Origin of the sequence: Bradyrhizobium sp. STM 3561 (assembly GCF_045571455.1) — a bacterium.
Lineage (GTDB): Bacteria > Pseudomonadota > Alphaproteobacteria > Rhizobiales > Xanthobacteraceae > Bradyrhizobium > Bradyrhizobium vignae.
Map to the genome: position 1 here is coordinate 3,135,992 of NZ_CP120695.1, position 22,430 is coordinate 3,158,421.

Here is a 22,430-nt window from a genome sequence, read left to right on the forward strand (position 1 = left end):
TCACTTTGCGATGGCGGGAAGACAGAGCGGGCGCTTGCCCTTGCCGATGAAGTCGAGAATTTCGGCGATCGCGGAGTCTTCGCCCGCGAGCGGCCGCACTGCCTCCAGCCGCTCGGCGAAGGTGCCGGGCCCGTGGAAGAGCTTCTGATAGAACGCGCGCACGGTCGCGAGCCGCTGCTTGGTGAATTTGCGGCGCTTCATGCCGATCAAATTGAGGCTCTCCAGCACCGCATATTGGCCGTTGACCAGTCCATACGGGATGACGTCGTCGCGCACGCCGCACACGCCTCCGACCATGACATAGGGGCCGATGCGCGTGAACTGATGCACGGCGGACAGGCCGCCGATGTAAACGGCGTCGCCGATCTCGCAGTGGCCGCCGAGCGTCGCCGACGTCGCGAAGATCACGTTGTCGCCGACCATGCAGTCATGGCCGACATGGCTGTTGTTCATGAAATAGCCGCCGCTGCCGACGCGGGTCAGCCCTCCACCCTTGATCGTGCCGACATTCATCGTCGCACCTTCCCGGATGGTGCAGCCCGAACCGATCTCGAGCCGGGTCGGCTCGCCCTTGTAACTGAGATCCTGCGGGGCGCCGCCGAGCACTGCGAATGGCGAGATCACGCAGTCATTGCCGAGCGAGGTGTGGCCGATGACGGTGACATGTCCGATCAGCTTGCAGTTCGCGCCGATCACGACGTTCGGGCCGATGATGCAATAGGGTCCGATCTCGGTACCCTCGCCGATCACGGCGCCGTCCGCGACCCGTGCGGTGGGATCAATCTTGCTCATCAAGCCAATCTTACTCGTCAAGAAGGTCTGGTTATGTATTGAAGTCGCTTGGTTTTCGGGTGGTTAGCGCGACTATGCCCGATCTGTCCAGTGACGTATCATCTCGTCCTGTTTCAAGTGCTGGATGAGGCGGCCCTCCCGCCCCCCTCAACACGTTCAGGCGGAGCTTCAACGATCGTGGTCAGGGCCTTCGTCCTTCTGCTCGCGCAGCTCGCGGGCACACCGATCGTGTCCGAGACGGTCGAGACCGACGAACACCGCCTCGTCGATCTCCAGACATTCGAATGCCGGGACATCACCCGCAGCACGGTGCTTCAGCGGGTCTGTTACGATCGCGCGCAGCAGGACCTGATCGTCGCGAGCCACGGCGCCTATGACCGCTATTGCGGCGTGACGGCCGAGACGGTCGAGCGCCTCCTCGGCGCGCCGTCGATGGGCCAGTTCTTCAACCGGAATATCAAGCGCGAGACGACCGCCGGGCGCTACGCGTGCCGGACGCGCGAGCCGGCCCGGAAGGGTTGAGGCCGCTCAATCCGTCAGCATGGCGCCGACATCGGCCTCCGCGACGATCTGGCCGTTGACCTTGGCGTCGCCGTGAAACCACCACATGGCCTTGCGGCGCCCGAGCGAGCGCATGTGATACTCGATGGTGTCGCCGGGCAGCACCGGCTTGCGGAACTTGCACTTGTCGATGGTGAGGAAATAGACCGCGCGCGGCTTCTCCGTGCCTTCGACCGACTTGATGCCGATCACGCCGGCGGTCTGCGCCATCGCCTCGATCATCATGACGCCGGGATAGACCGGGCGCTCGGGGAAATGTCCCTGGAAGGCCGGCTCGTTGAAGGTGACGTTCTTGATGCCGATGCCGCTGTAATCGGCGCGGATGTTGATCACGCGGTCGATCAGCAGCATCGGAAAACGGTGCGGCAGGGTCTGGAGGATCGCGTTGATATCCACCAGCTCGAACTTAACAGGTGATTCCGCCGTCATTCCCGTCCCTCGTCCTTCGGATCGGCCTTGCTGTCGCGTACCAGGCGCTCCACCGCGATGATCTCCTTGAACCATTGTTTGGTCGGCTTGGCGAAATGTCCGCCCCAGCGACCGCCTGGCGGGATGTCGTCCTTGACGGCGCTCATGGCGGTCACCTGAGCCCCATCGCCGATCTTGAGGTGATTGTTGATGCCAACCTTCGCTCCGAGCGCCACGTTGTCGCCGATGGTCAGGCTGCCGGCGAGGCCGATCTGGGCCGCCAGCAGGCAGTGCCGACCGATCGTCACATTGTGGCCGATCTGGACCTGGTTGTCGATTTTGGTCCCCTCGCCGATCACGGTGTCGCGCAAGGACCCCCGGTCGATCGTGGTGTTGGCCCCGACCTCAACGTCGTTCTGGATCAGCACCCGCCCGGTCTGCGGTACCTTCAGATGGCCCTCGGGGCCGAAGAAGATGAAGCCGTAGCCGTCCTGGCCGATGGAGCAGCCGGGATGGATCAGCACGTTGTTGCCGATCAGGGCGCACTGGATCGCCGTGCGGGCGCCGACATTGCAGTCCCGGCCGATCTTCACGCCGGGGCCGATCACCGCTCCGACGCCGATCACGGTGCCGCTGCCGATCTCGACGTCCGGGCCGATCACGGCCAGCGGATCGACGATCACCCCGTCCTCGAGCCGGGCCGAGGGGTCGATGATTGCCGAGGGTGCGATGCCGTCATTGCCGACCCAGGACTGCGGCCGCAGCGCGTCGCCGTGCCACTCCCGAGCGATCCTGACGAAGGCGCGGAATGGCTGCGCCACCCGCAGCACGGCCACATGCGCGGGCACCTCGGCCTCGAAGCGCGGGCTGACCAGACAGGCGCCCGCCTTGGTCGCCCTGAGTTGATCGGCATATTTGAGGTTGTCGAAGAATGCCAGATGCATCGGGCCCGCCTCGTCAAGCGAAGCTAGGCCCGTGATGATGTGGCCGCCCCTCTCGGGGTCGACCAGCTGCGCCTTGGTCAGCGTGGCAATCTCGGCCAATACTGTGGCAGGCGGCTTTGTGAAGAAGGTCGGCTGCGCCATTCCACCCGTCGCGGTCCGGCTTCGGCATGAAGCGGTCAGGCCGCATCATGCCTCATGTCTTGGATTGGCACGATCCCTTTCGGAAACCGGCTCCGGTGATCCGGATCGTGCCGTGCTGATCGAACTAGAACGTGGTGCCGCCGCCGAACCGGAACTCTTGCACGCGGTCGTATTTCCCCTTGGTGATCGGCACGGCGTAGTCGAAGCGCAGCGGACCGAACGGGGACTGCCAGATCAGGCCGACACCCACCGACGAGCGAACCACCTTGCTGTCGTCATAGACGAGGCCGGTACAGGTCCCCGCGCTCGACGGATTGACGGTCGACGGGATACAGCCCGGCACATTGACCTCGTTGGTCGCCGTCCAGCTCGTCGGTCCCTTGTAGTCGTAGAGGCCGCCGGCGTCGGCATAGACCGCGCCCTTCAGACCCACTTCCTTCGGCAGGAACCAGAACGGCATCTGCAGTTCGAGCGAAGCGCCCCAGTATTTGGTGCCGCCAAGCGCGTCCTGCGTACCGAACGGGTTCAGGTCGCGCGGGCCGATGCCGTTCGGGGCAAAGCCGCGGACGAGGTTCGGGCCCATCTGGAAGTGGTCGAGCATGCGCAGATCGCTGCCGATCTTGTTCAGCATGCCGCTCTGCAGGCGGACGAGACCGACGATATCGGACACCAGCGGAGTGTAGTACTTCGCGTCGATGACCGACTTCAGGTAGGAGACGTCGCCGCCGACGCCGGCGAAATCCTGCCGGAAGTCGATGAGCAGACCGTCGGTCGGGTTCTTGTTGTTGTCCAGCGTGTTGTAGGTCAGCGTGTAGCCGAGCGCCGAGGTCAGCGCCTTGCCGGCGGCAAGCTCCTTGCGCACCGGCAGCGAGGCTTCGCCGTCGCTGTAGCAGCCGAGGCCATTGGTCGAGGCCAGGCTGATACCGTTGGCATTGGCAAACGCAGGGCTCGGGTTGAACGCAGCCGAACCGACTACGTTGTTACAGTTCGCCAGGTAGAACGGCAGCGTGATTTCCTGCTGGTAGATCGAATAGCGCACCTGGAGCGCCAGATCTTCACGCAAGGAGAAACCGAGGCGCGGCGAGAAGCCGAGCGTCTTGGTGCCGTAGGAGATGTAGCTGTTGGACAGCTGCTGGCGCTGATAGAGGTCGAGGCCGAGCGCGACGCGGTAGTCGAGCAGATACGGTTCGACGAAGGACAGCGAGTAGCCGCGGGCGTACTGGCCATAGGTCACCGACGCCTTGGCGAACAGGCCGCGGCCGAGCAGATTGCGCTCGGAGACCGAGACTTCGGCCAGCGCGCCGTCGGTGGTGGAGTAACCGCCCGAGATCGAGAAGTCGCCGGTCGATTTCTCTTCCATGTCGACGATCAGGATGACGCGGTCGCTCGACGAGCCCGGCTCGGTCGTGATCTTCACGCTCTTGAAATAGTCGAGGTTCTTCAGGCGCCGCTCGGCACGGTCGACCAGCGCGCGGTTGTAGGCGTCACCTTCCGAGATGTCGAACTCGCGGCGGATCACGTAGTCGCGTGTGCGGGTGTTGCCGCGCAGGTTGATGCGCTCAATATAGGTACGCGGGCCCTCGTCGATGTTGAAAACGACGGACACCGTGTGCGCTTCGAAGTTGCGGTCGCCGCCGGGCCGGACCACGGCGAAGGCGTAGCCGCGGCGCGACGCCTCGATCTGCATCTCCTCGACCGACTTCTCGACCGATTCGACGTTGTAGAGCGAGCCGACATTGACGCGCGAATAGGCGCGCATCGAGGAGGGATCGAAGTTCGGGATGCTGGAGCGGAAGTCGACTGCGCCGACGCGGTATTGCGCGCCTTCCTCGATCTTGAAGGTGACGTTGAAGCCCTTCTTCTCCGGATCGTATTCGGTAAGCGCGGCTACCACCTGGACGTCGGCGAAACCGTTCTTGAGGTAGAAGCGGCGGATCAGGTCGCGGTCGGCCTCGACACGATCGGGGTCATAGATGTCGCCACTGGCAAGGAAGCTCAAAAGATTCGATTCGCGCGTCTTGATGACGTCGCGCAGACGGTAAGACGAGAAGGCGTTGTTGCCGACGAACTCGATCGACTTGACGCCGGTCTTGGCGCCCTCCTCGATCGTGAAGATCAGGTCGACGCGGTTGTTCGGCTGCTCGATGATCTCGGGCGTGACGCGCACGTCATAGCGGCCGGAGCGGCGATAAATTTCGGCGATTCGCAGCGTGTCGGACTGCACCATGGCGCGGGAGAAGGTGCCGCGCGCCTTGGACTGGACCTCAGCGGTGAGCTGCTCGTCCTTGATCTTCTTATTGCCTTCGAAGGCGATGCGGCCGATCACCGGGTTTTCCACCACGGAGACGATGAGCTGGCCGCCGGAACCGCGGTTGATCCTGACGTCCTGGAACAGGCCGGTCTCGATCAACGCCTTGAGGCCGTCGTCGATGGCGGCTTGATCCAGCCGGCCGCCCGGACCGGGCTTGAAATAGGAGCGGATCGTCTCCACCTCGACCCGGCGATTTCCCTCGACGGTAATCGACTGAACGGTCTGAGCGAGCGCAGACGAAGACACCAAAACAGCCCCAACCGGGGCAACCACCGGCGCGCCGAACAAGATCAGGGTTGCGAGCAAGCCCCCCCGGAGTCGCAGTCCAAACTTCATTGCGCAACGCGCCCTTATCATTCCGAGCCAGACCCAACCCCAACGCCGGTCCGGAGATTCCCCAACTTCAGGCCGCTTGTAGCCAATTTCGCCGACGCCGCAAACGGCCGAAAGCGCCGCAATTTCAATTTCATTCCAAGACGTTGCTCAACAGCAACGCCACAAAAAAGCCTCTATCAGGATGCGGCCATCCGCAGGATGTCGTTGTAGGTCGCAAATACCATCAGCATCAGCACCAAGCCGAGCCCGATTCGGAACCCCATTTCCTGAGTCCGCTCGGACAAGGGCCGCCCCCGGACCACTTCGGCCGCGTAGAACATAAGGTGGCCGCCATCGAGCAGCGGGATCGGGAACAGGTTCAACAGGCCGATCGACACCGACAGCACCGCACAGAGATTGATCACGAACTGGAACCCGGCGCTGGCCGCCTGCCCCGACATTTTCGCGATGCCCAGGACGCCGCTGACCTCGTTCGGATTGCCTTGTCCGACGAACAGCGACCCCAGGAACTTGAAGGTGCTGGTAATGATGAACCAGACCTGCTCGCCGCCGATCTTGAGCGCTTCACCGACGCCGACCGGTGCGGTCGAGGCCTCCCCGGCCTGCGATTTGTGCTCGACGCCGAGCACGCCGAGACGGTGGCTGTTGCCGAACGGATCCTTGCGCTCGAGCAGCGCCGGGGTCGCGGTCAGCGAGACGATGGCGCCGTCCCGCTTCACCTGGAATCTAAGCGCCGAACCGGCGTTCATCGCAACGATTCGCTGCATGTCGGCAAAGCTCTCGATCGGCTTGCCGTCGATCTGGACGACGACGTCACCGACCTTGAAGCCGGCCGCTGCTGCCGCCCCCTCGGCAACGACGCCGTCGACACGCGCGATCGTGCTCGGCTTGCCGTAATAGAGCGCCATGCCGGCGAAGATCAGCGCACCCAGGATGAAATTGGCGATCGGTCCTGCCGCGACGATGGCCGCACGCGGGCCGACCTTCTTGTGGTGGAAGCTGCCGGCACGCTCCTCAGCCGTCATGGCCGCGAGCGTCTCGGCCGACGGGGTCGAGGCCTCGCTCTCGTCGCCGAAGAACTTGACGTAGCCGCCGAGCGGGATGGCCGAGATCTTCCAGCGGGTGCCATGGCGGTCGTTGAAACCAACCAGCTCAGGGCCGAACCCGAGCGAAAAGGTCAATACGCGCACGCCTGCCCAGCGCGCGACCAGGAAATGGCCGAGCTCGTGAAAGAACACGACGATGGTCAGGACGAACAGGAAGGGAACCGCGTAGCCGAGGAGCCCATGGCTCAACGTATTGAAACTATGGACGAAAAAGTCGATCATCGAATTCCCTCACCCAGCGCCTTAAGGCCCTGGTCGCGAACCAACTAGGATGCCTTTAAGGCAATTTGAGGCAATAGGGCGGCAGCCCTATTTCGAGCAACATGGTCAACGGAGATTGCATCGTCGGCGGACGTCAGGGGCGCCTGATTCCCGCCCTTGATCCAATCGTCAAGGGTCGCCTCGACCAGCCGGGCAATCGCACCGAACCGGATCTTGCCGGCGATGAAGGCGGCGACCGCGACCTCGTTGGCGGCGTTGTAAACCGTGGTCGCCCCCTTCCCGGTTCGGAGCGAATCGTAAGCCAGCCGTAGTCCGGGGAACCGCTCGAAGTCCGGCGCTTCGAAAGTCAGCTGACCGATCTTGGCAAGGTCGAGCTTGGCCGCCGGCCCCTTGATGCGATCAGGCCAGCCGAGGCAATGCGCGATCGGCGTGCGCATGTCGGGCGCGCCGAGCTGGGCGACCACCGAGCAGTCGGAAAACTCGACCATGCCGTGGATGATCGACTGCGGATGAACGAGAACGTCGATCTCGTCCGGCGAGAGCGCAAACAGATAGGATGCCTCGATCACCTCGAGGCCCTTGTTCATCATCGAGGCGGAATCGATCGTTATCTTCTGGCCCATGCTCCAGTTCGGATGCTTCAGGGCCTGATCGAGCGTCGCCTGCTCGATGTCGGCAGGCTTCCAGGTCCGGAACGGGCCGCCGGAGGCCGTGATGATGACACGGACGAGCTCGTCACGGTTACCTGAGCTCAGCGCCTGGAACAGCGCGTTGTGCTCGGAATCGGCGGGCAGGATGCAGGCACCCGCTTTCGCCGCGCGCTGCATGAAGAAATCGCCGGCGCAAACGAGGCATTCCTTGTTGGCGAGCGCGACATGGGCGCCGCGGTCGACCGCCGCCAGCGCCGGCTTCAGTCCGGCAGCGCCGCTCACGGCCGCCATCACCCAATCGGCCGGACGCGCGCCGGCCTCGATCACCGCGCTTTCGCCGGCGCCGCATTCGGTGCCGGTGCCGGCCAGTGCGGCCTTGAGCTCGGCGAGCTTGGAGGTGTCGGCGATCGCCACAAAGCGCGCGGAGAATTCCCTGGCGAGCTTGGCCAGCGCTGCGACATTGCCGTTCGCCGTCAGCGCTTCGACGCGGTAGCGCTCGGGCGAGGCGCGCAACAGATCCATCGTGCTGTCGCCAATCGAGCCGGTGGCGCCGAGGACCGTGACGCTGCGGACGTCGGACGCAGCAAGCCTGTTGTTACGCAATGGGACCGCGCTCATATCCTCACCAAACCATAAGACCGCTTCCGGCGCTATGCACACCATGGCGGACGAAGCCGATAATCCATGCCGCCAGGATGGCGGCGACAAAACCGTCCAGACGGTCCAGAAGCCCGCCATGACCGGGAATTAAGTGACTGGAATCCTTGACCCCGAAGCGCCGCTTCACGGCGGATTCGAAGAGATCGCCGAGCTGCGAAACCACCGACAGGACGGCGCTGACGAGCAGCAGTGGAACCGCCTTTCCGATCCCGCAGGCGGCAAATCCGGCCGCAACCACAAGGCTCGCCGCAAAGCCGCCGAGCGCTCCGGCCCAGGTCTTTTTCGGACTGACGCGCGGCCACAGCTTCGGCCCGCCGATGCTGCGGCCGGCGAAATAGCCGCCAATATCGGTCGCCCACACCACGAGCAGCACGAACATCAGTGCGGAGAAGCCGTTGACGAGATCCTTCCGCACCAGGATCGAGGCCAGCAGCGCCGCCGATGCATAGGCAAATCCAGTCGCCGCCCAGACGAACTTGCCTCGCGCAATCAGCATCACGATCGCACCGCCGATGCAGCCCGTGATGATGGCGGTCTTCAGCGCACCGAAGGTCACGCAGAATCCCATGGTGGCGATGACGATGGTCCCCGCCCCCGTCAGCGCAACCGAGCTCGCGCCCACCACCGTCAGCCATTCCGCGAACAGCCCGATCGACACCAGGGTGACGAGCAGCGCCCAAAGCCAGCCGCCGGCGTAGGCGAGCGCAACGGCAAGCGGCGCCAGCACCAGTGCTGCGAGGACTCGCAGCACGAGATTGCTCGGGGCGGGCTGAGAGCCCGCCGGTGCGGCGTCGGGTTCGCTCACGAGGCGGTCTTTGCGACCAAGCCGCCGAAACGGCGCTCGCGCCTGGCAAATTCGGCGATCGCGCTCTCGAGTGCCGCCTTGTCGAAGTCGGGCCAGTGGATCGGCACGAACACGAGCTCGCTATAGGCGGCCTGCCACATCAGGAAATTGGACAGGCGCTGCTCGCCGCTGGTGCGGATGATGAGATCGGGGTCGGGAATGTCGGGCGCGTCGAGATGCGCCCCCAGTGTCTCGGCGTCGATCGTGGCAGGATCCCGTCTGCCTTCCGCGACCTCGCGGGCGAGCTTCTGCGCCGCTTTCGCGATCTCCTGCCGCGAGCCGTAGTTGAAGGCGACGACGAGCGTCAGGCGCGTGTTGTCGCGCGTCAGCTCCTCGGCCTCGTTGAGCAGCGCGCAGATATCGCTTTCGAGCCCCTCGCGCTCGCCGATGATGCGAACCTTGACGCCGTCGCGATGCAGGCTCGCCAGATCGTTGCGGATGAAGCGCCGCAGCAGACCGAACAGATCGCCTATCTCGCTCGCCGGGCGCGACCAGTTCTCCGAAGAGAACGAGAAGATGGTGAGATAGCGAATGCCGAGTTCGTGCGAGGCGCGCACCACGCGGCGCAGCGCGTCCACACCGCGGCGATGCCCTTCCGCACGGGGCAAGCCGCGCGCGGCCGCCCAGCGCCCGTTGCCATCCATGATGATGGCGACATGCGCAGGCGCTTCGGACCTATCGGGTCCTTCCGTTGCGGGCGCGGCGGCGTTGGACATGAAGGCGATGCCTTAAACGGTGAGGATTTCTTTTTCCTTGGCGGCCAGCAACTGGTCGATCTCGGAAATGGTGCCGTCGGTCGCCTTCTGCACCTCGTCGGCGTGACGCTTCTGATCGTCCTCCGACATCTCGTGATTCTTCTCGAGCTTCTTGAGCACGTCGAGACCGTCGCGGCGGACATGGCGCGCGGCGACCTTGGCGGCTTCGGCATATTTGTGCGCGACCTTCACCAGCTCCTTGCGCCGCTCCTCGTTGAGCTCGGGAATGCGCAGGCGCAGCACCTGCCCCTCGGTCGCCGGCGACAGGCCGAGATTGGAATCGACGATCGCCTTCTCCACTGCCTTGACCATCGACTTGTCCCAGACCTGCACCGAGATCAGCCGGGGCTCCGGCACACTGACCGTGGCGAGCTGATTGAGTGGCATGTGACTGCCATAAGCCTCGACCTGCACCGGATCGAGCATCGAGGCGGAGGCGCGGCCGGTGCGCAGGCCGCCGAGCTCGTGCTTGAGGGACTGGACGGCGCCTTGCATGCGGCGCTTCACTTCGTTGAGGTCGAAATTACCCGTGGCCATCACGTTTCTCCTTCAAAATCCCGGCGACCGCTCCGCGCCCTTCCCTCGGGGGGCGCCAGACGAGCCGTCAGCCGGCGACGATGGTTCCGTGGCCGACGCCACGCAGAATCGCGCCGATCGAGCCCGGCTCCGCGATCGAGAATACGATGATAGGCAGCGATGTCTCGCGGGCAAGCGCGAAGGCGGTCGCATCCATCACCTTGTAACCACCCGCGATCGCCTGCGAATGCGTCAGGCGGTCGAACCGCGTCGCGGCCGGATCCTTCTTCGGGTCGGCCGAGTAGACCCCGTCGACATTGGTCGCCTTCAGAACCGCCTGTGCGCCGATCTCGGCGGCCCGCAGCACCGCGGTCGTGTCGGTGGTGAAGAACGGATTGCCCGTCCCGCCGCCAAGCAGCACGATCCGGCCTTCGGCGAGGTATTTGTGTGCCGCAGTGCGGGTGAACAGCTCGGAAATCTCGGGCATGACGAAGGCCGACAGCGTCCGTGCCGGCGTGCCCTTGCGCTCGATCGCCGCTTCCAGCGCGAGGCAGTTCATGATGGTGGCGAGCATGCCCATGGTGTCGCCGGTCGTGCGCGACACCCCGCGGGAGGAGACCTCGACGCCACGGACCATGTTGCCGCCGCCGATCACGACCGCAACCTCGGTCCCGAGATTACGGGCCGCGATCAGATCGTCCGCAACCCGGTCGACTGTCGGCTGATCGATGCCAAAGCCTTGCTGCCCCGCGAGATATTCGCCGGACAGCTTGATCACGACGCGACGATAGACCGGATCAGTCATGAGCACTTTCCTTCTCCGGGCGCCGCTTCCGGCGGCACGCCGGAAGGAGGTGTTCCGGCGCTTACTTCTTGCCGCTGGCAGCGGCGACCTCGGCCGCGAAGTCGCTTTCCTGCTTCTCGATTCCCTCGCCGAGAGCATAGCGCACAAAGCCGGCGATCTTCACAGGCCCGCCGACTTTGCCTTCAGCCTCCTTCACCGCCTGCGCCACCGACTTGCCGGTGTCGTGGATGAAGGCCTGCTCGAGCAGGCAGACTTCCTTGTAGTAGGTCTTGAGGCCGGACTCGACGATCTTCTCGATCACGTTCTCGGGCTTGCCCTGCTGACGGTATTTGTCGGCGAGCACGTCCTTCTCGCGCTTGACCACGGCCGGATCGAGGCCCGACGGATCGAGCGCCAGCGGGTTGGCCGCCGCGACATGCATCGCGATCTGACGGCCGAGCGCGGCGAGCTCCTCGGCCTTGCCCGGCGATTCCAGCGCCACGATCACGCCCATCTTGCCGGCGCCTTCGACGACGGCCCCGTGGACGTAGTGAGAAACCAGGCCCTGGCTCACCTCGAGCTGGGCGGCGCGGCGCAGCGTCATGTTCTCGCCGATGGTGGCGATCGCATCATTGATCGCGGTTTCGATCGTGACGTCGCCGACCTTGGCGGCCTTGATCTTCTCGACATCGGCACCGACGTCGAACGCGACCTGGGCGATCATCTTGACCAGGCCCTGGAACTGGCCGTTGCGCGCGACGAAGTCGGTCTCGGAGTTGACCTCGACCACGACGCCCTTGGTGCCCTTGGTGAGTGCGCCGATCAGGCCCTCGGCCGCGACGCGGCCGGACTTCTTGGCGGCCTTGGACAGACCTTTCTTGCGCAGCCAGTCCTGCGCCGCTTCCATGTCGCCGTTGGTCTCCGTGAGCGCGGCTTTGCAGTCCATCATGCCTGCGCCGGTCGACTCGCGCAGGTCCTTGACCATCGCAGCTGTGATCGTTGCCATCGTTGAAAATCCTTTGTGCCTGGCGGTTTGCCGCAGCGCGGCATCGAAGCGCCCCGCCGCGGTCCATCTCAGGGATTCGCGTCAACTGAAATGGTGGCCGGATCCTATCCGGCCAACCCATCGCTCTTTTTGACTATTCCGCTTCCGCGGTCAGCGCCTTGGCCTTGGCCACCCAGGCATCCGCACGGCTCGGCAGACCGACTTCTTCGCCGATCGTGAGCGCGGTGTCGTGGTCGAGCTCGGCGAGCTGCCAGTAGTGGAAGATGCCGAGATCGTTGAACTTCTTCTCGATCGCACCCGACACGCCCGGGAGCTTCTTGAGGTCGTCGGCGGTGCCACGCGGACCCGCAAGGCCCTGGAAGCCGCTCGACGAGGGCGCCGGAAGCTCTTCGGCGACCGGCTCAGCCGAAGCGCCGACGTCGATGCCCGAATCACCCTGGGCGCGCGAGATGCCGTCGATCGCCGCACGCGCAACGAGATCGCAGTACAGCGAAATGGCGCGGCCGGCGTCGTCATTGCCGGGGACCACATAGGTGATGCCCTTGGGGTCCGAATTGGTGTCGACGATCGCGGCGACCGGGATGTTGAGCCGCTGGGCTTCCTGGATCGCGATGTCTTCCTTGTTGGTGTCGATCACGAAGATCAGGTCGGGCAGACCGCCCATGTCCTTGATGCCGCCGAGCGAGCGGTCGAGCTTGTCGCGCTCGCGCTGCAGCGTCAGGCGCTCCTTCTTCGTGTAGGAATTGGCTTCTCCGCTCGAGAGCACGTCGTCGAGGTGACGCAGGCGCTTGATCGAGGCCGAGATCGTCTTCCAGTTGGTCAGCGTGCCGCCGAGCCAGCGCGAATTGACGAAATACTGCGCGCAGCGCTTGGCCGCGTCCGCAACACCGTCCTGCGCCTGGCGCTTGGTGCCGACGAACAGGATGCGGCCGCCCTTGGCCACCGTGTCGCTGACGGCCTGGAGAGCCTGGTGCAGCATCGGCACGGTCTGAGCGAGGTCGACGATGTGGATGTTGTTGCGGGTGCCGAAAATGAACGGAGCCATTTTCGGATTCCAGCGGTGGGCCTGGTGGCCGAAGTGCACGCCAGCTTCGAGCAGCTGACGCATGGTGAAGTCGGGTAGCGCCATCGTTCTAATTCTCCGGTTGGTTCCTCCGGAAACGTGTGAGCAAAACGGAGCGTTCTCGCCCCGGCTGCCACCGGACGGCCTTGTGAGCCATGTTTCCGTGTGAGATGGCGCGCTATATAGCGCCATTTCGGCCAGAAGCAAGGAAATAAGGGCCTTTCGGGGGCGGGTCTCGCCCGCCGAACGCCTGGTCCGTCAACCGCGCGCCGTATCCTAGCATTTCGGCTGGTTCGGCGGGCACTTCTTTGCCGCCGGCGGCGGGGCCGCTGGCCGCGGCGGTGGGGCTGCCGGACGCGGCGGCGGCGGTGCCACAGCCATCCGGGGCGGCGGCGGAGGCGCCGGCCGGGCTGCCGGTGGCGGAGGCGCGGGCCGCGCCATTGGTGGAGGCGCCGGGCGGGCCACCGGCGGGGGCGCAGGCCGTGCGACCGCCACCGGCGGAGCGTTCCGCGTCGGCGGAGGCGATGCGACACGCGGCGGAGGCGGCGGCGCCGCGCGCAGCGCTGCTGCCGGCGGCGGAGGCGTTGGTCGTGCCACGGCCTGCGGCCGCGGCGGTGCAGCAGGCCGGGCGGCCTGCGCCGGAGCAGGCGGTGGCTGATTCGGCGACCTGATCTGCTCGCGCGCGGCCGAAGGCGACGGCGCGCCCGGCCGACCGGCGGCGGCCGAGGACGGGTTGGTCGCCGGCGGCAAGCCGGCCGGCTCGCGCGTCGCGGACTTGGCGCGCTCGGCAGGACCGGTCCCGGGCGGGGTCTGTGCCACTGGCGGCTTCGGCGGCTGGCCGGGCGCAGCGGTCGCGGGAGCGGCCGCCGTTGGCGCACCAGGATGCCCCGGTAGCGTCGTGGCGGGCGCCGCGGCCGTTGGCGCCCCCGGATGCGTCGGCAGCGTCGTGCCGGGTGCGGTTGCCGTCGGCGGCATGGGCCTGCCGCCGGGCAGAGGTCCTGCCCCGGCCGGAGGTGCTGGCGGACCACCACGCGCGCCGGGAACCGGCAGCGTGTTGGCCTGAGGCAACTTGGTCTGTGGCGCGGGCGATGGCGCCGCAGTGGGCGCGACATTCGCCGGTGTCCCGGGAGGTGTCACGGGCCTCGCGGTCGGCTGGATCGTTGCGCTCGGCGGCAGTGGCGCCTTTCCCTGCTGGATCAAGGCGGCGCGCTGCACGACGGCCTGCGGGACAGCGGGACCTGCCGGCGTGGCACGGCCGGCGACGGCCGGTGCCAGGCTCGTCGGCCCGGCCGCGGCGCCCGCAGGCGGCGCGGGCGGCTGGTTGATCACGGTGTTGATGACCGTGGTGTTGTGGATGTTATTGAAGATGATGTTGTTCGGCGGCGGCGCGACATAGACCGGCGGACTATAGAACGCCGGGATCGGCACGAACACCGGCTGCGGCAGCACGAACAGGCCGACCACGGGCAGCGGCGGCGGCAGCACGACGAAATCGGGCGGCGGCGGCGGACAGAAATAGACCGGCGGCGGCGGCGGCGGCACGAAGTCGAACACGGGATCGCTGAAATACAGCACCGGACGATCGACATAGACCACCTCCTCCGGAGGCGGTGGCGGCACGTCGTAGTCGATCATCGCAAAGGTCGGCGGCGGCTCGGCCGGCGCGGTGAGGATCGCCAGGCGTCGGCGCGCATCGGCCGCATGCGGGCCGCGCGGATAGCGGCGCATATACGACCAATAGGCCTCCGGCGTGTCGGTCCGATAGGTCCGTCGCCATGTGATGGCTTCGCGGCGTGCGGCGACGATCGCCATCACGCGCTTGGCGAGCGGATCGCCGGGATAGGCCACGAGAAACTCCTCATAGGCCGCCAGGGTGTCGCGCTCGAGCGCGGCGGCATAGGCATCCTGCACGCCGAGATCGCGGATCGGCTTGCTCCGGATTGCGGCGACCTGGTCGGGCGCAGCCTCCGGCGGCGGCGCATCGGGTCCGCGCTCGAAGAAAGAGAATTGCGCCGATATTTTCTGCTCATTCCAGGGCACCTGCGCGCCCTTGGAGGCCTCGTTGACGCGCAGGCGAACGCGGTCGAACACCTCGGGCAGCGGCAGGCCGCCGGTGCGGATCATCTCGGCGAGCGACTGTGCATAGATTCCGTACGGCCCCTTCTCCTCCGGCGCCACCGTGCCGGGCGCGGCGTTGAAGGCGATCAGCATGTTCGCCTCGGGCTCGACCAGCGCCAGACCGCTCGCGATCGGCTGACCGCCTTCGATAAAGGGCTGCGCGCGGGCCGCGTCGAGCACCACGATATTGGCCTTGAGCGGAATGGACGCGAGCTGGCGCGCATAGTCACTGATGCGCATGGCCTCGGTCGGTATGTCGGTGTCGCGGGTGATGTTGGAATCGACCGGGATGAAATAGTTCTCGCCGGCCAGCTGCACGCCGTAGCCGGCGAGATAGATCATCGCGACGGTGCCCGGTCCCGAAGCCTGGGCCTTCTGAATGAAATCGCGCATGCTCTTGCGCAGCGTGTCGCCGTCGAGATCGCGCGCGCCGACCACATCGAAGCCGGCCGCCTGCAGCGTCTGCGCGATCAGGCCGGCATCATTGGCCGTCGTCGCCAGTGGCGACTTGGCATAGGCGCCGTTGCCGACCACGAGTGCAATGCGCTTTTCCGGCTGCTGCGCGCGCGCCTGATCCGGCGCGGCGGCGGCAAGAGCCACGATCGGCAGCAGAAGGCAGATGAAGGCTCTGAGTGTCCCACGCATGGCTTGCTTGCCCGCTTTTGTTGTTGAGGTGCCACCACGCATGAGGCGCGCAGCCGGCTGAACGGCGGTTGAACGAAAAGCTCGGATTGAGGCGCTGGCGTGGCCGCGCCGCCGCGGGCGTCAGCTCCAGGTCAGCCTCATGTCAGCTCGAAAGGGCGGCCCAGGCTCAGCCCTGGGCAAGCAACTCGACGGTCCCCGTGCTCAGCCGATAGATACCGCCGACCACCTTGAGCTTACCCTGCTCGGCCGCTGCGTTGAGGATCGGAGCAGCCGATCTCAGCTTGGCGACGTTGTCGATGACGTTCTGACGAATGGCGTTGTCGAGCGCGTTCCCGCTTTGCTGGGCCGCGGTCTTCACCGCCGGCGCAATCGCGGCGGCGAGCGTGGGGATGTGCCCCGGCAGCGGCTTGTCGTCCTTCAACGCCTTGATGGTCGCATCGACGGCACCGCAACTGTCATGGCCGAGCACCAGGATCAGGGGCGTGCCGAGCACGGCGACGGCGTACTCCATGCTGGCAACGGTCTCATCGCCGGCAAAATTTCCGGCGACGCGGCACACGAACAGGTCTCCGCGTCCACTATCGAAGGCATATTCGGGCGCGATGCGTGAATCGGCGCAGCTCAAAACCGCTGCGTAAGGATTCTGACCGCCGACCAACGCCTCGCGCTCGTGGCTGAAGTCGTGGCGGCGCGACACGCCCGACACGTAGCGCGCATTGCCTTCCATCAGCCGCTTCAGCGCCGCATCGGGCGACAGCACGTTCTGCGGCTTCGGCGGCGCCTTTGCCTCCTTGGCCAAAGCGGCCCCGCCGAACGCCGCCGCTCCGAGCGCCGAAGCAGCAAGGAGCATCATGGAGCGCCGCGAAGGAGCGAGCGATTGCTGTAGATTTTGGGAGCATTTATCGCACATGGCTGTTGTCCTCCCTGACGACCCGCCGAACGCGATTGTCCGGCACACAACTCATAGCTGCGCCGGACAGGCTTCGATACCACACGGGGGCTTGATAGTTAAGCGTTGGTTTGCGGCGGAGCTGACAACGTCAGAGCTGCTGCACGTCCACCACGCCCGCCACCGCCTTGATCGCGCCGGCGATCTGCGGCGAAACCTTGAAGCGGCCGGGCAGCTTCATCTCCACCTCGGTCTCGAGGTCGAGCATCATCACCAGCGAGACCTCGCCGTCGCCATTCGAGCGCGGTGCGATGCCGGGACTGCCGACCTTCGGCGCGGCGCCGTTCGAAGCGGCCATGTCGGGGCCGGCGAGACGCTTGGCGATGGAGTCCAGCGGCTTGGTGTCGCGCAGGAAGATGCGCAGACCCTTCTGCGTCTTGGCGGCGGCGGCGTCGAGCGGCTCGGCATGCAGCACGCGGGCGCGGACGTCCTCGCCCTGAAGCTCGGCACCGAGCTGCAGCAGCACGGCCGCGCCCGGCTCCAGCACGTCGCGATATTGCGCGAGCCCTTCCGAGAACAGCACGGCCTCGAAATGGCCGGTCGGATCGGACAGGCCCATGATGCCCATCTTGTTGCCGGTCTTGGTGCGCCGCTCCATGCGCGAGACCACGGTGGCGGCGACCTTGCCGGCGGTGGCCCCCGTCTTCACCGCTCGCGAGAACTCGGCCCAGCTCTGCACCCGCAGCCGCTTCAGCACGGTGGCATAATCGTCGAGCGGGTGTCCCGACAGGAAGAAGCCGACCGCGTCGTATTCGCGGCGGAGTTTTTCGGCCGGCAACCACGGCTCGACCTGCGGCAGCATGATGGTCGGCGCGTCCGCCGACATGCCGAACATGTCGTTCTGGCCGATGGTCGCAGCTTCATGCGCCCGCTGGCACGCGGCGAGGATCGCATCCGCACCGGCGAAGACGCGCGCCCGGTTCGGCTCCAGCGCGTCGAAGGCGCCGGCGGCGGCGAGACTTTCGATGATGCGCTTGTTGATCGCGCGCGGCGAGACCCGCGCGGCGAAATCGGCGAGCGAGGTGAACAGGCCGCCTCTGGTGCGCTCCGCGATGATCTGATCGATCGCCTGAATGCCGACGCCCTTGAGCGCGGCGAGCGCGTAGTAGATCGTGTTCTCGCCGACCTCGAAGGTCGCGCCCGAGCGGTTGATGTTCGGCGGCTCGACCTTGATGCCGAGGCGCTGCGCCTCGGAGCGGAATTCGGAGAGCTTGTCGGTGTTGTTGAGATCGAGCGTCATCGACGCTGCGATGAACTCCACCGGATAATGCGCCTTCATATAGGCGGTGTGATAGGACACCAGCGCGTAAGCCGCCGCGTGGCTCTTGTTGAAGCCGTAGTCGGCGAACTTCGCCAACAGCTCGAAGATGGTCTCGGCCTGCCCCTTCGGCACGCCGTTCTTCACCGCGCCCGCGACGAAGATGTCGCGCTGCTTGTCCATCTCGGCGCGGATCTTCTTGCCCATGGCACGGCGAAGCAGATCGGCGTCGCCGAGCGAATAGCCCGACATCACCTGCGCGATCTGCATCACCTGTTCCTGGTAGATGATGACGCCGAAGGTCTCCTTCAGGATGGGCTCCAGCAGGGGGTGCAGATATTCCGGCTCCTCGTCGCCGTGCTTGCGCGCGCAATAGGTCGGGATGTTCGCCATCGGACCCGGGCGATACAGCGCGACCAGCGCGATGATGTCCTCGAAACGGTCGGGGCGCATGTCGATCAGCGCCCGCCGCATGCCCTGACTTTCAACCTGGAACACGCCGACCACGTCGCCGCGCGCCAGCATCTGGTAGCTCTCGGCATCGTCGATCGGCAGCGTGGCGAGATCGACGTGGATGCCGCGCGGCTTGAGCAGCTTGCAGGCGACGTCGAGCACGGTCAGCGTCTTGAGGCCGAGGAAGTCGAACTTCACCAGGCCCGCCGGCTCGACCCATTTCATGTTGAACTGGGTCACCGGCATATCGGATTTGGGATCGCGGTAGAGCGGCACGAGCTCGCTCAAGGGGCGATCGCCAATCACGATGCCGGCGGCATGCGTCGAGGCGTGGCGCGTCAGGCCTTCCAGGCGCTGGGCGATGTCGAAGGCGCGCGCCACAATCGGGTCTTCGTCGCGGAACGCCTGGAGCTTCGGCTCGCTCTCGATCGCCGCAGCCAGCGTCACCGGCGCGGCCGGATTCTGCGGCACCAGCTTGGTCAGCTTGTCGACCTGGCCGTAGGGCATCTGCAGCACGCGGCCGACGTCGCGCAGCACGCCGCGCGCCTGCAGCGTACCGAAGGTGATGATCTGCGCGACCTGGTCGCGGCCGTAGCGCTCCTGGACGTATTTGATCACCTCGCCGCGGCGGTCCTGGCAGAAGTCGATGTCGAAGTCCGGCATCGAGACGCGCTCGGGATTGAGGAAGCGCTCGAACAGCAGGCCGAACTTGATCGGATCGAGGTCGGTGATGGTCAGCGCCCAGGCGACCAGCGAACCGGCGCCGGAGCCGCGGCCCGGCCCGACCGGAATGCCCTGCGACTTCGCCCATTTGATGAAGTCGGACACGATCAGGAAGTAGCCCGCGTATTTCATGCGGGTGATGACGTCGAGCTCGAAGGCGAGCCGCTTGGCATAGGTCTCTTCCGTCGTGCCCTGCGACAGGCCGTGGACCCGCAGGCGCTTGGCGAGCCCCTCCTCCGCCTGGCGCTTCAATTCGGCCGCCTCCAGCGCGGCCGCATCCGAGCTCGACGCGGCGCCGACCGTGAAGAACGGCAATATCGGCTTGCGCGTCAGGGGGCGGAACGAGCAGCGCTCGGCGATCTCCACCGTCGAGCTGAGTGCCTCCGGAATGTCGGCGAACAGCACCGCCATCTCGGCGCGCGTCTTGAAGCGGTGATCCGGCGTGAGCTGCTCGCGCTCGGTCTCGGCGATCAGCCGCCCGCCGGCGATGCACAGCAGCGCATCATGCGCTTCGTAATCGTCGGTCGCCGCGAAATACGGCTCGTTGGTCGCAACCAGCGGCAGCCCCTTGGCGTAGGCGATGTCGATCAAGCCGCCTTCGACGCGCCGCTCCTTTTCGGTGTTGTGGCGCTGCAACTCGATGTAGAGGCGGTCGCCGAACAGGCCGGCCAGACGCTCGCAGCGCGCCGCGGCGAGCTCGCCAAGACCACCGGCGAGCGCCAACGAGATCGGCCCGTCCGGTCCGCCCGTCAGTGCGATCAGCCCCTCGGTTTCGCCCTCGAGCCAGTCGAATTTGATGAACGGAGCATGGCTGTCCGGTGATTCCAGGAACGCGCGCGAGTTCAGCCGCATCAGGCTGCGATAGCCGCGCTCCTGCGCCGCCAGCAACACCACGCGCGACGGCCCGATCGCATTGCGCGCATTGGGATCCTGATCGCCGAAATCGATCGCCAGCTCGCAGCCGACGATCGGCTGAATGCCGGAGCCCGCCATCTTGTCGGAGAACTCCAGCGCACCGAACAGATTGTCGGTATCGGTCAGCGCCAGCGCGGGCTGATGGTCTTTCTTCGCAAGCTCGGCAAGTTTGGCGATCTTGATCGAGCCCTTGAGCAGCGAATAGGCCGAGTGAACGTGAAGGTGAACAAATCCGGCGCTCGGCATGGTCGCGTGACGGCCTCTTGCAGATGGGATAGAGCGGTCGCCGGCGCCCTAGGGCATCATCCACCCGTCCGGCCGACTCGCTTCACAATGGTGGGGTGTCGCGCCGCGAGAGTCCACGCAGGAGCGACCGCTTCGCCCCGTCATCCGGCTTTTCCCCAACATGCCGGAAGCTCAGCGAATCAGAGCTGCGGAATCACCTGCGCCCAGATCGCGATCATCCCGACGAACAGCGTGATGGACGCCAGTGCGGCGGCTTCTTCGACGAAAACCCTGAACATGGCCTGCTCCCTTGTTGGAACGTATGAAGAACATTGTTCTCAGTTTGTTCTAAGGAGTCAAGTGATCCGGGACGTCCCCAGGCTGGATGGTTAACTCGTTGAATGCAAATAACAAAAAGCCCCGGCCGAAGCCGGGGCTTTCGTCAGCCGCTCGCGTGGAGCGTTCTGTCTTAGTAGCGAGCCACCATCGGGCCGCCGAACTTGTAGTTCAGGCGGACGAGGCCCATGTCGACGTCCTGACGGATGCGCTCGGTGCCGGCGAAACCGGCGAAGGTGACGTCCTTGTCGGACAGGAAGATGTGGTTGTACTCGACGCCAACCGACCAGTTCGGCGCAAAGCCGTACTCGAGACCGGCACCGACCGTGCCGCCCCAGCGGGTGTTGCTGGTCGACGCGAGCAATCCGCCGCCGAGGTTAAAGATCTCGTACTTGTCGCTGACCACGGCCGCACCGCCCTTCACATAGATGAGGACGTTGTTCCAGGCATAACCGACCTGGCCGGTGATGAGGCCGAACGCATCCATCTTCGTGCGGTTGCGGGTGGCGAACAGCGCGCTGAGATTATCGCCGGAGAAGTCGGCCCAGTTGCCCTGGCCTTCCACGCCGAACACCCACTGGCCCGACTGCCAGCGATAGCCGATCTGGCCACCAACCGTGCCGCCGGTCGCATCGTGCGAACCTTCACGACCGACGCCCACGAAGTCCCAGGTCACGTGCGACGAACCGCCACCACCGTTGATGCCGATGTAGAAGCCGCTCCAGTCGTAAACAGCAGCGATCGCCGCCGGCGGAGCTTTGGTGTACGGCCGCGCCGCGAGGTCAGCAGCCAGTGCCGGCGCGGCCGCGCTGAGCGCGACGAGGCTGACAGCAGCAAGCAACAAACTCTTCTTCATTTGATTCCCGTTCCAGTTTCTTCAAAGGCCCCCGGGCCGTGACCGTCGTCATAACAGCGATCGACGGAATTGCTGTAACCGCTACGCAACAGTTCGATCGAAAGGACCTTGCTCATTAACGAATGTTTACCGTCACGTGCACGGAAACCCTTTGAAACCAGGGTTTTCACGAGTTCCAATGTCGACTACACGACATACACTGCATGCGTGCGTAACGACGTCGCGCGCACGTTCGCGTGATTGGAGAATCGAAATGCGCAGTCGAGTTCCTCACCCCATTGTCGCCACACTTTCGCTCGCATTGATCACATTTGCACTCGCATCAATTGCAAGCACGCCCGCACGCGCATTCGGCAAGAACCATCCGTTCTGCCTCACTGGTGATGAATGGCCGGGACTGAGCAATTGCAGGTTCGACACCTACCCGCAGTGTCAGGCGAGCGCGTCCGGTCGCGCGCTGACCTGCATCGCCAATCCGTATTTCGTCGGACAAAGCGACGACCCATACGCGTATCAAAATCGCCCGCGCGCGCGGACGCCGGGCTATTTCCTGCCGCGCTGAGATGCGACGCGCCGTACTGATGCTCGCCCTCACCGGCATGCTCCCGGCAAGCGGGTCTGCGCACGCGCAGACCTATGATCCGAGCTATCCGGTCTGCATGCAGATCTACGGCCCCGTCGGCTATTTCGACTGCCGCTACGGCTCACTTGCGCAGTGCCGATATCTCGCCGTTGGGCGCTCAGCGAGTTGCGTCGTGAACCCGTACTTCTCAAAGAAGAAACCAACGCCCTCTCGCCGCGAGCGCACGGCCGTTGACACCGGATGATCGGAACAGTTCGGCTGCAACCAGGC

At 65.5% G+C, this 22,430-nt stretch carries 19 protein-coding genes; 3 read left to right on the forward strand and 16 right to left on the reverse strand.

Annotated elements, in window-relative coordinates:
* Nucleotides 1-792, reverse strand: coding sequence for an acyl-ACP--UDP-N-acetylglucosamine O-acyltransferase (gene lpxA / locus P6U28_RS14710; protein ID WP_122403056.1), 792 nt, complete (start codon nt 790-792; stop codon nt 1-3).
* 177 nt (nt 793-969) lie between these two features.
* Between lpxA and P6U28_RS14715 the strand changes: the two genes are divergently transcribed.
* A complete protein-coding gene (locus P6U28_RS14715; protein WP_122403055.1) occupies nt 970-1,314 on the forward strand; it encodes a KTSC domain-containing protein in 345 nt (114 codons plus the stop codon).
* A 6-nt stretch (nt 1,315-1,320) separates the two neighbouring features.
* On the opposite strand, the gene fabZ is transcribed toward P6U28_RS14715, so the two are convergent.
* From fabZ to P6U28_RS14790, 15 genes are all read right to left on the reverse strand, one after another.
* Nucleotides 1,321-1,782, reverse strand: a complete 462-nt coding sequence (gene fabZ / locus P6U28_RS14720; RefSeq protein ID WP_122403054.1) for a 3-hydroxyacyl-ACP dehydratase FabZ — start codon at nt 1,780-1,782, stop codon at nt 1,321-1,323.
* The gene (lpxD, locus tag P6U28_RS14725) at nt 1,779-2,846 is read right to left on the reverse strand and encodes a UDP-3-O-(3-hydroxymyristoyl)glucosamine N-acyltransferase (protein WP_122403053.1); all 1,068 of its coding nucleotides are present in this window, start codon (nt 2,844-2,846) and stop codon (nt 1,779-1,781) included. Before lpxD ends, fabZ begins: the two co-directional genes overlap by 4 nt.
* A gap of 124 nt (nt 2,847-2,970) precedes the next feature.
* The gene (bamA, locus tag P6U28_RS14730; protein WP_122403052.1) at nt 2,971-5,493 is read right to left on the reverse strand and encodes an outer membrane protein assembly factor BamA; all 2,523 of its coding nucleotides are present in this window, start codon (nt 5,491-5,493) and stop codon (nt 2,971-2,973) included.
* Between the two features lie 176 nt (nt 5,494-5,669).
* On the reverse strand, nt 5,670-6,821 hold the full coding sequence (gene rseP, locus P6U28_RS14735) for an RIP metalloprotease RseP (RefSeq protein ID WP_122403051.1): 1,152 nt from the start codon (nt 6,819-6,821) through the stop codon (nt 5,670-5,672).
* A 44-nt stretch (nt 6,822-6,865) separates the two neighbouring features.
* The gene (dxr, locus tag P6U28_RS14740) at nt 6,866-8,089 is read right to left on the reverse strand and encodes a 1-deoxy-D-xylulose-5-phosphate reductoisomerase (RefSeq protein WP_122403050.1); all 1,224 of its coding nucleotides are present in this window, start codon (nt 8,087-8,089) and stop codon (nt 6,866-6,868) included.
* A gap of 4 nt (nt 8,090-8,093) precedes the next feature.
* Nucleotides 8,094-8,936 (reverse strand): phosphatidate cytidylyltransferase, encoded by an 843-nt coding sequence (locus tag P6U28_RS14745; RefSeq protein ID WP_122403049.1) that lies wholly within the window; start codon nt 8,934-8,936, stop codon nt 8,094-8,096.
* Nucleotides 8,933-9,691, reverse strand: a complete 759-nt coding sequence (locus P6U28_RS14750) for an isoprenyl transferase (protein WP_036010029.1) — start codon at nt 9,689-9,691, stop codon at nt 8,933-8,935. The genes P6U28_RS14745 and P6U28_RS14750 overlap by 4 nt, the downstream gene beginning before the upstream one ends.
* A 12-nt stretch (nt 9,692-9,703) precedes the next feature.
* Nucleotides 9,704-10,267: a ribosome recycling factor gene (gene frr / locus P6U28_RS14755; RefSeq protein WP_122403048.1), complete on the reverse strand. Its 564-nt coding sequence runs from the start codon at nt 10,265-10,267 to the stop codon at nt 9,704-9,706.
* A gap of 67 nt (nt 10,268-10,334) precedes the next feature.
* Nucleotides 10,335-11,051 (reverse strand): UMP kinase, encoded by a 717-nt coding sequence (pyrH, locus tag P6U28_RS14760; RefSeq protein ID WP_122403047.1) that lies wholly within the window; start codon nt 11,049-11,051, stop codon nt 10,335-10,337.
* Between the two features lie 61 nt (nt 11,052-11,112).
* Nucleotides 11,113-12,036 (reverse strand): translation elongation factor Ts, encoded by a 924-nt coding sequence (gene tsf, locus P6U28_RS14765; protein ID WP_407122537.1) that lies wholly within the window; start codon nt 12,034-12,036, stop codon nt 11,113-11,115.
* A 133-nt stretch (nt 12,037-12,169) separates the two neighbouring features.
* Nucleotides 12,170-13,165, reverse strand: a complete 996-nt coding sequence (locus P6U28_RS14770) for a 30S ribosomal protein S2 (protein ID WP_122403045.1) — start codon at nt 13,163-13,165, stop codon at nt 12,170-12,172.
* Nucleotides 13,166-13,375: 210 nt separating this feature from the next.
* Nucleotides 13,376-15,862: a caspase domain-containing protein gene (locus P6U28_RS14775; RefSeq protein WP_122403044.1), complete on the reverse strand. Its 2,487-nt coding sequence runs from the start codon at nt 15,860-15,862 to the stop codon at nt 13,376-13,378.
* A gap of 166 nt (nt 15,863-16,028) precedes the next feature.
* On the reverse strand, nt 16,029-16,772 hold the full coding sequence (locus P6U28_RS14780) for a carbonic anhydrase (protein ID WP_122403043.1): 744 nt from the start codon (nt 16,770-16,772) through the stop codon (nt 16,029-16,031).
* Between the two features lie 130 nt (nt 16,773-16,902).
* Nucleotides 16,903-20,406: a DNA polymerase III subunit alpha gene (gene dnaE / locus P6U28_RS14785; RefSeq protein ID WP_407122539.1), complete on the reverse strand. Its 3,504-nt coding sequence runs from the start codon at nt 20,404-20,406 to the stop codon at nt 16,903-16,905.
* Nucleotides 20,407-20,854: 448 nt separating this feature from the next.
* Nucleotides 20,855-21,577 (reverse strand): outer membrane protein, encoded by a 723-nt coding sequence (locus P6U28_RS14790; RefSeq protein ID WP_122403041.1) that lies wholly within the window; start codon nt 21,575-21,577, stop codon nt 20,855-20,857.
* A gap of 253 nt (nt 21,578-21,830) precedes the next feature.
* Here P6U28_RS14790 and P6U28_RS14795 point away from each other — a divergent pair, with 253 nt between their 5' ends.
* A complete protein-coding gene (locus tag P6U28_RS14795) occupies nt 21,831-22,139 on the forward strand; it encodes a DUF3551 domain-containing protein (protein ID WP_407123070.1) in 309 nt (102 codons plus the stop codon).
* 1 nt (nt 22,140) lies between these two features.
* The gene (locus P6U28_RS14800; protein ID WP_129145478.1) at nt 22,141-22,404 is read left to right on the forward strand and encodes a DUF3551 domain-containing protein; all 264 of its coding nucleotides are present in this window, start codon (nt 22,141-22,143) and stop codon (nt 22,402-22,404) included.
* The last annotated feature ends 26 nt before the right edge of the window (nt 22,405-22,430 follow it).

Excerpts from the sequence above, each read along its gene's own strand:
- P6U28_RS14775 (WP_122403044.1), bottom strand. The coding sequence starts at position 15,862 with ATGCGTGGGACACTCAGAGCCTTCATCTGCCTTCTGCTGCCGATCGTG.
- bamA (WP_122403052.1), bottom strand. The coding sequence starts at position 5,493 with ATGAAGTTTGGACTGCGACTCCGGGGGGGCTTGCTCGCAACCCTGATC.
- pyrH (WP_122403047.1), bottom strand. The coding sequence starts at position 11,051 with ATGACTGATCCGGTCTATCGTCGCGTCGTGATCAAGCTGTCCGGCGAA.
- dxr (WP_122403050.1), bottom strand. The coding sequence starts at position 8,089 with ATGAGCGCGGTCCCATTGCGTAACAACAGGCTTGCTGCGTCCGACGTC.
- P6U28_RS14800 (WP_129145478.1), top strand. The coding sequence starts at position 22,141 with ATGCGACGCGCCGTACTGATGCTCGCCCTCACCGGCATGCTCCCGGCA.
- P6U28_RS14790 (WP_122403041.1), bottom strand. The coding sequence starts at position 21,577 with ATGAAGAAGAGTTTGTTGCTTGCTGCTGTCAGCCTCGTCGCGCTCAGC.
- P6U28_RS14795 (WP_407123070.1), top strand. The coding sequence starts at position 21,831 with ATGCGCAGTCGAGTTCCTCACCCCATTGTCGCCACACTTTCGCTCGCA.
- lpxD (WP_122403053.1), bottom strand. The coding sequence starts at position 2,846 with ATGGCGCAGCCGACCTTCTTCACAAAGCCGCCTGCCACAGTATTGGCC.
- P6U28_RS14750 (WP_036010029.1), bottom strand. The coding sequence starts at position 9,691 with ATGTCCAACGCCGCCGCGCCCGCAACGGAAGGACCCGATAGGTCCGAA.
- frr (WP_122403048.1), bottom strand. The coding sequence starts at position 10,267 with ATGGCCACGGGTAATTTCGACCTCAACGAAGTGAAGCGCCGCATGCAA.
- tsf (WP_407122537.1), bottom strand. The coding sequence starts at position 12,036 with ATGGCAACGATCACAGCTGCGATGGTCAAGGACCTGCGCGAGTCGACC.
- P6U28_RS14770 (WP_122403045.1), bottom strand. The coding sequence starts at position 13,165 with ATGGCGCTACCCGACTTCACCATGCGTCAGCTGCTCGAAGCTGGCGTG.
- dnaE (WP_407122539.1), bottom strand. The coding sequence starts at position 20,406 with ATGCCGAGCGCCGGATTTGTTCACCTTCACGTTCACTCGGCCTATTCG.
- rseP (WP_122403051.1), bottom strand. The coding sequence starts at position 6,821 with ATGATCGACTTTTTCGTCCATAGTTTCAATACGTTGAGCCATGGGCTC.
- lpxA (WP_122403056.1), bottom strand. The coding sequence starts at position 792 with ATGAGCAAGATTGATCCCACCGCACGGGTCGCGGACGGCGCCGTGATC.
- fabZ (WP_122403054.1), bottom strand. The coding sequence starts at position 1,782 with ATGACGGCGGAATCACCTGTTAAGTTCGAGCTGGTGGATATCAACGCG.
- P6U28_RS14780 (WP_122403043.1), bottom strand. The coding sequence starts at position 16,772 with ATGTGCGATAAATGCTCCCAAAATCTACAGCAATCGCTCGCTCCTTCG.